The sequence below is a fragment of the Pedobacter sp. HMWF019 genome (assembly GCF_003061025.1).
Lineage (GTDB): Bacteria > Bacteroidota > Bacteroidia > Sphingobacteriales > Sphingobacteriaceae > Pedobacter.
Genome location: NZ_QAIL01000013.1, coordinates 1 through 11,965, shown reverse-complemented (window position 1 = coordinate 11,965; position 11,965 = coordinate 1). Strand labels below are relative to the sequence as shown.

Sequence of the window (11,965 nt, the reverse complement as noted above, 5' to 3'; positions counted from 1 at the left end):
TATTTAGGGACGTTATTTTTCATTATTTATGCCTATAAAATTGCTTTTTCATGAATTTTCATTTTAAAGAAGTAAGAAAGAAAATACTTGCCGGTGATTTTTCCGGCTTGTTTAAGCCCAATAATCAAACAGGGTATATCCATCCCTCAGAAGTTGCTAAATTATTTATTTCAATTCCGGTCAATAAGGCCATTGAAGCATTCAACTCGTTTCAGGAAGAACAGCAGGTAAATGTTCTACCTTATTTAGATGTACAACTCCAGAAGCGGATCATAACAAGCATATCCAAAGACAGAGCATCATATATCCTCAACAACCTTAAATCAGATGACCGAACCATCTTTTATTCTTCTTCAAAAGGAGTAGAACTTTCTCGCCTCCTGGGTTTTTTAAATGAAGAAAACAGGACAAAAGTTGAACATTTACTAGGTTACTCCAATAAAAGCGTTGCCAGAATTATCAATACGGACTTTGCTGCCGTAGATCGAAATATGACAATTGCAGAGGCAAGTGAATATTTACGTTTGAATCATAAAGATACGGAAGCTGTCAATGTCATCTATGTGTTGGATAACGATGGAAAACTTATTGATGATGTGCCAATTAGAAGGTTAGTATTAACTGAAAACTACAAGAAGATTGAAGACATATTGGATGGCTTTTGTACAAGTTTGAAAATCACAGACACTAAAGAGGATGCTGTTCAAAAGTTTAAAGAGTATGACAGGGTGGTATTGCCCGTAATTAATGAGGAGAACATTTTGCTTGGTGTAGTCACAGTTGATGATGTGATGGATGTGGCCGAACAAAAAGATACTGCAGAGATCCAGAAATTTGGCGGTATAGAAGAGTTGGATTTTCCTTATGTAAAAACACCTTTCTTTTCGTTATTAAGAAAAAGGGCCGGCTGGCTCATTATTCTTTTCCTTGGTGAAATGTTAACTGCTACTGCAATGGGCTATTTTGATGGAGAGATTTCAAAAGCCGTTGTACTCGCCTTGTTCGTTCCCTTAATTATTTCCAGCGGTGGTAACAGTGGTTCCCAAGCGGCTACATTAATTATCAGGGCTATGGCATTAAAAGAACTCTCCTTAAAAGACTGGTGGTATGTAATGCGAAGAGAAATTTTATCTGGTTTGGTTTTAGGCATTATACTCGGTGCAATTGGTTTTGTGCGAATTTCTATATGGCAGAATTTTCAATGGTATAACTATGGACCTCACTGGTTGTTACTGGCCACCACTATATTCTTTTCTTTAATTGGTATTGTGTTATGGGGAACCTTAAGTGGGTCAATGGTGCCGATGATACTAAAGAAGTGCAAAATTGATCCTGCTACTTCTTCAGCACCATTTGTGGCCACATTAGTGGACGTTACTGGTCTGGTTATTTACTTTAGTATTGCCGCCATCTTTTTAAAGGGGACTTTACTGTAAGGAATAAATAAGAAAAATATACAATATGACACTTATGGCTATAATTTATCCAAAAAAGATTAATAACGAGCGAATGTCAAACCAAATGAAAACACGATTCTTCAGACCTTTAACCTGCCTGCTACTGTTTACCGGTATACATGGAGCCTTTGCTCAACGGGTAATCAACAATGCAGAATTGAAACTAGGCAAGGAAGCAAACACATTTATCAATAAAGTGCAGTTGGTTTCCCCAGACAAACAAAAGTCGGTCGCGTTAAATGATGGCAACTATAAGATCAATAACTCCGTCCAGAAAGCTAGCATTACGCTCCTTAACAAGTTTATTAACGGCACAGTGTCCGTTCAAGAGAACGGTCATACCAGAACCGATTATGTGATTCTGAATTCGGCGGTTCAATCTATGAAAACCTTTACTGATGAGGTGATGACTGTTGATATTAACAGAAAAGACACAGAAGTGCATTTTAAAGAATACTATGTTAATGGGAAAATCAAAGCAGAAGGTTATATGTCGCTGGATCAGAAGAAACATTATGGCAGAGGCATCACCAAATCGTATGACGAAGATGGAAGACTACAAAAGATCTCAAATGATATCACAGAAACCTATACAGATTTCTACCCCAATGGCTACAAGAAATCCGTTTCAGGCCCTGATATCCAGGAAACCTATAATGAAACAGGTTCCTTTTCCAACAGACAATATAGAAAGAACAACATCCGGTATGTTGATGAGTATGCGGATGGCAAGTTATCTACACGTTCTTATGATCATGCGGATAAAAGTGAGGTCAAAGAATATTATAGCAATGGCTTACTCCAGAAAAAAGAGGTTATAAAATCAATTCAGGGAAAATTACGTTTATTGACCTATAATAAGGCCGAAAAATTGGTTAATAATGAGCCGTACGAACCTGCATCACAGATTAATCAGTAAACCCAGGCCAGGCCGACCCCATTATTATTTTTCTTCTTTAAAAAGCACGCAAAATATCATAATTGTTGTTTATCTTAGCAACTAAGATAGTTATCAAATAAGACAAATATGCAAATAGCAATAGTCCCAGCATGACATCAAAAAATACAGCATGGAAGAAGAACACCTCAGAAGAATCAGAAAATTAAATCAATCTTATGCATATACATCTCTTCAGATGCATGAGGCCATTGCCAGCGCAGCAGGTTTTTCAGGTACAGATCATAAATATTTAGGCTTTCTCTTAGAAAGAGGGCAGATGACCGCGGGAGAACTTTCAAAGTTGACAGGCCTGACCACAGGAGCGGTTACTGGTTTGATCGATAGATTTGAAAATAAAAAATTAGTAAAAAGACAGCATGGCGAAGATGACCGACGAAAGGTTTTCATTGTACCAGATACGGAAAAGATAATGCAGCTTCTGGCTCCGCTCTATCAAGATTTTAGAAATAAGTCGGCAGAATTAACGGCTTCGTTCTCAAACGATGAAATTAAAATCGTAGAAAGTTACCTTTCAAAATCAGTAGAGATCATGAAGGAGATAACGGCAAGGCTAAATAGTAAATAATATAAAAATAAGCAGATGGAAAATATAAATGTTTACGTACCTGGCATGTCCCAAGGTAATAAAGCGACACTAAATTTGGTGGGCGGTAAAGCAGCTAACCTAAGTGCCTTGCTGCACATTAATGGGATAAAGGTACCGTATGGGTTCTATATTACTACAGAAGCTTACAAAGAAACTATTATAAACAATCAGCAGATCAATAGTTTGTTGAATGAATTGGCCCTGCTTAAGGTTCAAGATGTATTGAATATCAATGTAATCAGTGCGAAAATCCGCTATACTATTGAACGTCTTCCAATTCCAATAGCCATTTTAAAGGAGGTAGAAAATTGCATCCTAAAGATAGGTGATAAAGACGCTTATGCGGTGCGATCTAGTGCTACTGCAGAAGACCTGCCTGCAGCTTCCTTCGCAGGACAGCATGATACTTTTTTGAATATTAAAGGGATAGAAGCGATTGCAAAACACATCAGCAAGTGCTGGGCATCACTTTTTACCGATAGGGCTATCATTTATAGAATTCAAAATCAAGTAGACCACAGAAAGGTTTACCTGGCTATCGTTGTTCAGCAAATGGTGTTTCCGGACGTAGCAGGGATAATGTTTACAGCAGATCCGGTAAATTACAATAGAAAACACTTGTCTATCGATGCCAGCTTTGGGCTTGGTGAGGCTTTGGTTGCCGGTCTTGTAAATGCCGACAATTACCGTGTCTATGCAAACCAGGAGATCGTTAAAAAGATATCTGCCAAAAAACTAGCCATTTTAGCTCTAGAAGAAGGCGGTACTGAACTCCAGGAAATTGAACCTAAGCAACAAGACAGGCAGGCACTGACTGATCAGCAGATCTTACAACTCGCAGCCATTGGCAGAAAGATTGAAGCCTGTTTTGGCTGCCCGCAGGACATTGAATGGTGCTTGGCCAATGATATATTCTATATTGTTCAGAGCCGGCCGATCACAACTTTATATCCGGTTCCAGAAGCAAATGATCAGGAGAATCATGTTTATATATCTGTTGGCCATCAGCAAATGATGACTGACCCTATGAAGCCCTTGGGTATATCTATGTGGCAGTTAAGAGCTGCAAGACCAATGTTTGAAGCTGGCGGCAGGCTGTTTGTCGATGTCAAGGATGAGCTGGCGACACCTGCTGGCAGGGATAATTTGTTAGCGGCCATGGAACAACATGATCCACTCATAAAAGACGCATTGCAGACCATCGTGGAACGGAAGGATTTTATAAAATCATTACCCAACGATGGAAAAGAAAGGTCGCCTGTCAAAAGCAATAGGGGGCTATCTGCAGCAGATATATTAGGACAAGTAGGAAACGACGCCTCGATTGTTGCTGATCTGATTAAACAGAATGAGGCATCAGTAGAAACACTGAAACAAAACATCCGGAACAAATCAGGTGATGATCTGTTTGAGTTTATCCTGGGAGATATCCAGGAATCAAAGCAGATGATATTTGAGGGGAAACATTTGGGGGTAATCATAGCTACAATGAATGCTTCAGCATGGATCAATGAAAAGATGAATGAATGGCTCGGCGAAAAGAATGTAGCAGATATACTTTCTCAATCTGTATCAAACAATATCACTTCGGAGATGGGCCTGGCAATATTAGATATTGCAGATGTCATCCGTCCCTATCCGGCAATAATTGAGTATTTGCAACAGGTAAAAACCGGCTACTTCCTGAACGACATCATTAATTTTGATGGCGGACAAGAAGTCAAGGCTACTATTGATGCTTATCTCCAGAAATATGGTATTCGGTGTGCAGGCGAAATCGATATTACCAGAACCCGCTGGCGCGAAAATCCCACCATACTGATTCCAATAATTCTAACTAATATTAAAAACTTTGAACCAGGGGCAAGCAAGCGGAAATTTGAACAAGGTTTAAAGGAGGCACTCAAGAAAGAACAAACCTTATTAGATCGATTGGCATTATTACCAGATGGCCAAAAAAAAGCGAAAGAGACAAAGACCATGATTGACCTGATCCGAAATTTCGCTGGTTATCGCGAATATCCAAAATACGGAATTGTTAACCGTTTCTTCGTTTATAAGCAGGCTTTACTGAAAGAAGTCGAACAGTTGCAACAAACCAAGGTTATTTCTGATCAGGAAGATAGCTATTACCTCACTTTTGAAGAGTTGCGCGAGATGATACGTACTCGCAAACCAAACAACCAGCTGATCACCAAACGAAAAGAAGAGTTCAAATCATTTGGAAAGCTAAACCCACCACGAGTAATGACCTCAGATGGTGAAATCATTTCGGGCAAGTACAATCATGAAAATCTTCCACCCAAGGCTATTGCAGGCCTGGCTGTTTCTTCTGGAGTGATAGAAGGGCGGGCACGGGTTATTTTAAATATGGAAAATGCCGATCTGGAAAACGGAGATATATTAGTCACTTCCTTTACCGACCCAAGCTGGACCCCCTTATTTGTATCCATCAATGGACTGGTTACTGAGGTAGGTGGGTTGATGACCCACGGAGCAGTTATTGCCCGTGAATATGGTTTACCAGCAGTTGTTGGTGTTGAAAATGCGACTAAATTAATCCAGGACGGACAGCGGATCCGGGTAAATGGAACTGATGGGTACGTGGAAATCCTTTAAGTCAGCGATACCTATCCGAGTGTTATTACCTATTGTAAACTGGCTGAGCATTCAGGAACATACAATAATCCGTTATCCAGTTTCCCGATACATCAACATACAATATATTGGGGCGGCTGGTTGTATTAATTATTCCCTTGCTTATCCAGCCGTTTACTTTCTCTACCAATACCTGATTACCAATACGTGCAAGCTCAATAATACTTTTGTTCTTCTTTATTGAATTCACCAATAGTTTTGCTCCGTCAATCAGAGGGTTGGATTTGGGAGACTGAAATTCACTGCAGATGAAAGCCGCTTCTTGTCCGGCTTCAGTTAATTGCCAATCCAGGCGAACAAGATCACTATGATGAAGCGAGTCTTTTAAAGCTGTAAAGAAGGAATCCTGGGCAGCCAGCAGTTTATTCAACTCATTACTTGCTGCATAAGCTCTTTTGTAATTTACAGGAGAAGTGCTTTTACCATTCAGGGTATTCAGTAGGATGTTCTTTTCTGGGAAGGAATAATCTTCAAATGTTACCAGCACCCTGCCCGACAATTCATTTAGGGTAATATCTTTTATACTCTTCTCTTTTTCAGCAAACAACAGATCTTTTCCTAAGCCTTGCACAATAGAATCAGCTTGCTGGACAACAGGTATATGCCGATCGCAAAAATGACAAAAACTCAGGATTACAAATTCCTTAGGATTATCCTTCAGGAACCTTTTTACGGATTGCAATACACTGGATAATTTTTCACCATAACCTCCTGCAATGGCATCCTCCATACAATTTGACGGGGCATGCTTCGTGTATAATTCCCCTTTATACAAATCCAATCTGAGGTCAAACATGCGAATACCAGACCGAAGCTGTCCATCAATATTCTTTATCTGCGTAAGGGTATTACATTCATTTATAATCCCCATATTTTTGCCTCCAGCTGCGTTTAAGATCGACATTCCTGCATCATGTGAACCAGGAATAACAATATCTTTCAATGTCAGACTCCCTTTTTTAGGTAAAATAAAATCAGTTATCCAATGCATGGGGTTATAAATACTAAATGAGTCCAGTACAAATTGCTTATTTAATCCGGTGGCACCGATATAGAAATTTCCTTTTACATCCTTATCTACAGCCGGTGCAACAACATTCTTTTCAGAATAGGGAAGGATCGCATGTTCATCGGTCAGAGCACCTTGGCTGATCAGGCCGTAATACCATTTATTTTCTTTGTCATTTCGCTTCCATAACATCAGTTGATGATCAGGATCATTTAAAGGTACAATCTCTGCTACCTGAAAAACCTCTGTAGAGATTGTACTAATAGAAGGACTACCGGCAGGTTTTTCGTCAAGCTTAAAACTGGCACTCAGCAGGCTTTTACGTTTCTGTTCTTTCCAAAACAGCTTAACAGTTCCTGAAGCTCCAGCAACTGCCGAGCAATATTCTATACTCTTTAATTTAGGAACCTCAAAATTCCTATCCAAAACAAGTCCTTCCTCCGCAGCCTCATGTGCCAACAAAACAGAAACATTTTTCTTATTGGGATTTGTAACGCAGATCACCATACGATCTTCAGTCCCCGTGGCTGATAAAATTTGAAAAGATTGGGAGTTAGCTAATACAACTGGTTTTCCAACCTGTCCACCAGTTAGTAAAGCATATTGGATATTACCCTGTTGATCATTCCAGAGCAGGTACAATTTTCTTCCTGAATGACAAAACACAGGCCGGCTACCCAACTGACCAATCAGGTTGAAAGATTGCATAGTTTGGGTTCCAAGATCATACCAGGTAAACTGAACACCTTTGTTTTCCTCTTCCCAGGCAAAGCAGACTTTTTGATCCTGAACCGCTATTCTAGCTGAATGGTTATCTGCAGCAGGATCCGTAATCTGTATCGGGACTTTGAAAAACACACCTTGTGCCATACTCCATAGAGTTGACAATAAAAATAAGCAAATACCTAAAAACCGTTTCTTCATTGTGGACCAATTCATATAAAAGCTTAAAGCAATAGTATGTTTCTGTTACAGATTAAAAATATACCCCAGTAATACGCCTGCTGAGAAATATTTAGCTGTCGTTGTATGGACATTACCCTGAAGTTGATTGTCTTCGTTCGGCGTGTCAAAATTTAAAGGTTGTACAAAATTATTTGTTGCACCGTAGGAGAGTATTAGCCCCGCATGAAGGTTTCCCTTCCTGCGTTTAACATTGACCCCAAATTGGCCATGGTAGGTATTCCATGTAGCGAGGTTAGGATGGTGGCCATTAAATTCACTATTGACTGTAACACCATTATCATCATAATTAAAATCTGTCCTAAATGAGGCATAACCTATGAATTTAGGGCTTAAAACTTGTTTAATACCGATACTTAAATTCGTAACAGACTTTCTCTGCTCGTTGAACTGGAGCAGCTCATTGGTCATACTCCTGTTAGATTCATTATCAGGCCTTACAAAGGAGGCGTTTAAAGGACTAACAATATTGTATAGACCTACTTTTGAGAAATATTCTCCAGTTAAAAAAATCTCCCCACCATCTCCAAAATCCAGCCCATAACCCAGGGATACACTGAAGGGATCCTTATAAGTTACCGGCAATCCAGTCTGTCTGCCATTCCCTAACACATTTAAGATCAGCGGCGTACCCGGAACCGGATGCAAATCATTTATAATCAAATCATTGGTGATAGTTGCATTTCCTTTTATATTGACCCGGGGTGCAGTAATTATTAAACCAAGGTGGTGGGGGCCATTATCATAAGAGGTAGCAAACTTAAAACGCAAACCAATATTCCAGTAACTGATCTGATAACTACTCTCTACATTAGTCATAGGTAATAGATTTTGGGAATCATTACTATTAATCAAAGCTCGTAAACTATATTGTTCCAGATAATCCTGACTCCGAAGTTGTGCCTCGGCAGTGAGACCAATTGACCAGTTCTCATTAAGTTTTACAGCAAGACTGCCACTTGCTACGGTATTACTTACTTTGTTATGCGCCGCATATTGACCAATAAAATCTTCGTTTCCTGGGCTATATGAGTCATCAAGTACATTCATTTTCTGATCCTGCCTTTGAGTAACCTGGTAATTACTTACCGGATCATGAACTAAAGAATACCCCAGGGCAATTGTCTTTTTCCCTTTAAAAAAAAGATTTCCCGATACCATAAGAGGAATGATTTGTGCGCCACTTGATTTTAGATTTTTTCCTGCGCCCACACCATCCTTAATGTTATATAACCCTAATTGGTATAAGCTGGTGGAAATATTCACCGAGTTTTTGGGATGCAAAGCCATTAATGCAGGGTTGTAATAATACAATCCGCTATCCCTGTCGTTAACGATAGTGGCACCGGGCGTTAAAAGTCCTCCAGGACCAAATCCTGAGTGCCAGTAATTGGCATCCTGGGCAAAGGCCCCTCCACTGTACATGAAATTCAGACAGAAGATAAAGCAGAAAAAAAAACGTGTAAAATTTAACATAGGAGTAGATTTAAAATCAACAATACGAACATCTTTTATCATAAAGATAAAATTTACTGGTTAGGATTGCAACAAATGAGTACTGATATCTAAGTGGTTACGAAAAACATCTTCTATCCATTTTCTAATCCTAAATTTTCGATCCGTAAAACATATTTTCTCAGAAACACGTTTCAATACAAGATTGTAGAGCTGGCGATTACTTTCTTATAGAATATATAAACTAATATTTTTAGTATTTTATTTTTGATTTACGCTTTTTATTAGCAAACTTTGTCATACGGTGGTTTCAAACCCTGATTTTGATAACAAATTGATATGATTGAACTAACTTATTTTTCTGAGAAAGAACCTGGAAGTCCGGTATACCATGTGATCCAGTTTAATCCCGGCGAGCCTTGGCAATTAGTAAATGGGGATGAGGTGATTGGGACCGTGGATAAACAGCATGGTTTGTGGAACCTGCGGAGCTGGTCGTCGGTGCCTGAAGGTTTGGTGACGGGTATAGGACAGTTAATTGAGAATCAACATTTCAATAAGTTGCCTGGGCAGATTATGCAGCGCTGGTTTGGATATGTACAGCAAGTGGTTGTGCTTAGCGATTGTGAATATTTGGTCATCTGTATTGATGGCATTAACCTGGAACGCTTTGAGAAACTCTTTAGCGGTTCTGTTTCTGAGCTTGTTAAAGATGAGTGGATGGTTCGTTTTAGGGTGTATGACACTTTGATGTCTGCTGATTTCGAGGTATTGGTATAAATAAAAAATAAACAACTTCTATTTTCTGTTGTTATTGGATAACTAAATTGGTGCTTATGGAGCGTAAAAAGAAGGATAGTCCTTTTGAGGGCTGTATTACAGAGAACTTTCAAGTAGAGTATTGGGCTGGTAAATTTGGTGTTCGGCCAGCTTACCTTAGGGAAATCATGAAGTCAACAGGCAATGAACTTGCCGCAATTCAAAAATATTTTAATAAATAACTGTTATGCCGGAATTACCTGATCTGGAGGTTTTTGCTAAAAATCTGCAAAAACGGTTTAAAAATAAAACCCTCGAAACGGTTGATGTTCCAGTTGCAAAGAAATTAAATGTTTCGGTTCAGGTCCTTAAAGATGCGATTGAGGGACATCAACTGGATGGTGTTTCCCGTGAGGGTAAAACACTGCAATTACAGTTCAAGAATGGCATGGTCGTGGGTCTGCATTTGATGCTACATGGTGAACTCAAGGCATTGGAAGATGAGGAGGTTAAGTTCCAAATTGTTTCTTTTCATTTCAAGGGAGGGGATGGTTTTGCACTTACAGATTTTCAAAAGGCCGCAACTCCTACGCTGAATCCTGATGCTTCTGATGTACCTGATGCGATGGCTTTGAATCCTTCTTATTTTAAAGATCTGCTGGCCAAAAAGAAGGTGAAGATCAAGACATTACTGATGGATCAGTATTCGATCAGAGGCATTGGTAATACCTATGCGGATGAGATTCTATGGGAGGCAAGGATTTCGCCATTTTCTATTGCCAAAGCTATTCCAGAAGCTGGTGTTAAAGAATTGCTTCGGGCAATTAATCATGTGTTGTATCAGGAGTCTGTGGATATCGCCAAAAAACTTCCTAAAGCCTTGAATGGAGAAATCAAAGATTTTTTAAGGCTACATCGGCCTGATTTGAAAAAGAGTCCAACCGGTACCGAAATTCAGATCGAGAAAAAAGGCGCCAGAAAAACCTATTATACGGATGAACAGGTACTTTATACGCTTTAATATTGATCTGGTACTAAGCTACTAGCTTTTTGGGTTGTCTTCAACCTATTTGCAAAAAAAGAGGTCTGCCATGGTAGACCTCTTTTTGTTTTATTAGTGACGCTCTCCGCCACCTTCACGTCTTTCTCCAGTTGGTCGTGCCTGCTGAGGCGCACGTTGTTGGGGTTGCCTTTGAGGCTGTGCTTGTGGCCTGGCCTGTTGTTGCGGCACAGGTCGTGCCTGTTGAGGTGCATGTTGTTGCGGTTGTCTTTGAGGCTGGGCTTGTGGCCTGGCCTGTCGTTGCGGCACAGGTCGTGGCTGTTGAGGGGCTCTTTGTTCCCTTTGAACTGGATTTTGATGTTGTACCTGCTGTTGTTTCTGAGCTTGCGTTTGCGGCGTATTACGTTGTGGCCTTGCTTGCTCTTGATTTAAAGCCCCTGGACGAGATGCTGATGTTCGATTATTGTTAACTGAAGGACGGCTAATTGCTGGCGTTGCCGGACGCCCGTTGTTGACCTTTGCAAAAGAATTTCTGTCCTTTCTAGCAGCTGTTTGATGTGAAATCTGGCTGGAAGTTGGTTGAATACGGTCTTTCATGGCCAAGCGATCCTGCGCTCTTGGTTTTGCAGTTACACCACCAGGACCATTAAAGCTTATTCTGTTGTTATTGTTCCGTACAACAGAACGGTCAATATAGGTGTTGTGTATTATAGTTGTGTTAACCCGCACAGCAGCGGTGTTATAACGGAATCTGCCATTATCCCATCTACCGCCATTATAGCCACTTCCATAATAACCACAACCATAATTTATACCTCCATAATATCCAACACGGGGTCCCCAGTATCCCGCATAAAATCCATAAAGGCCGCCCACATAACCCCAATAGGCCGGGGTCCAGTATAAACCGGGACGGGGAGGGGCTACCCACATACCTGGAACCCAATAATAACCTCCTGCGTTATCATACGCCCAATAACCAGGCTGCCACATATAACCATCAACAGGACATTCAGGTTGTGTATAAATTGGTAATGCAGGCGGGGCAATTCTTACAGAAATGCCTACGCTCACTTGAGCGAACGTGTTTTGTTGTACCATGCATATAACCAATAGC

At 40.1% G+C, this 11,965-nt stretch carries 10 protein-coding genes; 7 read left to right on the top strand and 3 right to left on the bottom strand.

The genetic code is table 11. The features are described from left to right. Positions 1-50: 50 nt before the first annotated feature. The 4 genes from mgtE (at position 51) to ppsA (ending at position 5,623) form a co-directional block, all read left to right on the top strand. Complete coding sequence (gene mgtE, locus DBR11_RS00595; protein WP_108549668.1) at positions 51-1,436, top strand: magnesium transporter; 1,386 nt, start codon at positions 51-53, stop codon at positions 1,434-1,436. Positions 1,437-1,521: 85 nt separating this feature from the next. Then, positions 1,522-2,376, top strand: coding sequence for a hypothetical protein (locus DBR11_RS00590; RefSeq protein WP_146186429.1), 855 nt, complete (start codon positions 1,522-1,524; stop codon positions 2,374-2,376). Between the two features lie 151 nt (positions 2,377-2,527). Continuing rightward, complete coding sequence (locus DBR11_RS00585) at positions 2,528-2,983, top strand: MarR family winged helix-turn-helix transcriptional regulator (RefSeq protein ID WP_108549666.1); 456 nt, start codon at positions 2,528-2,530, stop codon at positions 2,981-2,983. Positions 2,984-2,998: 15 nt separating this feature from the next. Next, a complete protein-coding gene (gene ppsA, locus DBR11_RS00580) occupies positions 2,999-5,623 on the top strand; it encodes a phosphoenolpyruvate synthase (protein WP_108549665.1) in 2,625 nt (874 codons plus the stop codon). A gap of 25 nt (positions 5,624-5,648) precedes the next feature. Here the strand turns inward: ppsA and DBR11_RS00575 are convergent, their stop codons facing one another. Then, positions 5,649-7,595, bottom strand: a complete 1,947-nt coding sequence (locus DBR11_RS00575) for a hypothetical protein (RefSeq protein ID WP_146186428.1) — start codon at positions 7,593-7,595, stop codon at positions 5,649-5,651. Between the two features lie 45 nt (positions 7,596-7,640). Beyond that, a complete protein-coding gene (locus DBR11_RS00570; RefSeq protein ID WP_108549663.1) occupies positions 7,641-9,152 on the bottom strand; it encodes a hypothetical protein in 1,512 nt (503 codons plus the stop codon). Between the two features lie 276 nt (positions 9,153-9,428). Here DBR11_RS00570 and DBR11_RS00565 point away from each other — a divergent pair, with 276 nt between their 5' ends. Genes DBR11_RS00565 through DBR11_RS00555 form a run of 3 tightly spaced genes read left to right on the top strand, consistent with a single transcriptional unit; the run spans position 9,429 to position 10,869 of the window. Further along, positions 9,429-9,869, top strand: a complete 441-nt coding sequence (locus DBR11_RS00565) for a hypothetical protein (protein ID WP_108549662.1) — start codon at positions 9,429-9,431, stop codon at positions 9,867-9,869. Between the two features lie 56 nt (positions 9,870-9,925). Beyond that, positions 9,926-10,090: a DUF3606 domain-containing protein gene (locus DBR11_RS00560; RefSeq protein WP_108549661.1), complete on the top strand. Its 165-nt coding sequence runs from the start codon at positions 9,926-9,928 to the stop codon at positions 10,088-10,090. A gap of 5 nt (positions 10,091-10,095) precedes the next feature. Continuing rightward, positions 10,096-10,869: a DNA-formamidopyrimidine glycosylase family protein gene (locus tag DBR11_RS00555; RefSeq protein WP_108549660.1), complete on the top strand. Its 774-nt coding sequence runs from the start codon at positions 10,096-10,098 to the stop codon at positions 10,867-10,869. A gap of 93 nt (positions 10,870-10,962) precedes the next feature. Here DBR11_RS00555 and DBR11_RS00550 read toward each other — a convergent pair. Further along, the coding region (locus DBR11_RS00550; RefSeq protein WP_233260600.1) for a hypothetical protein at positions 10,963-11,965 on the bottom strand (1,003 nt) is incomplete at its 5' end.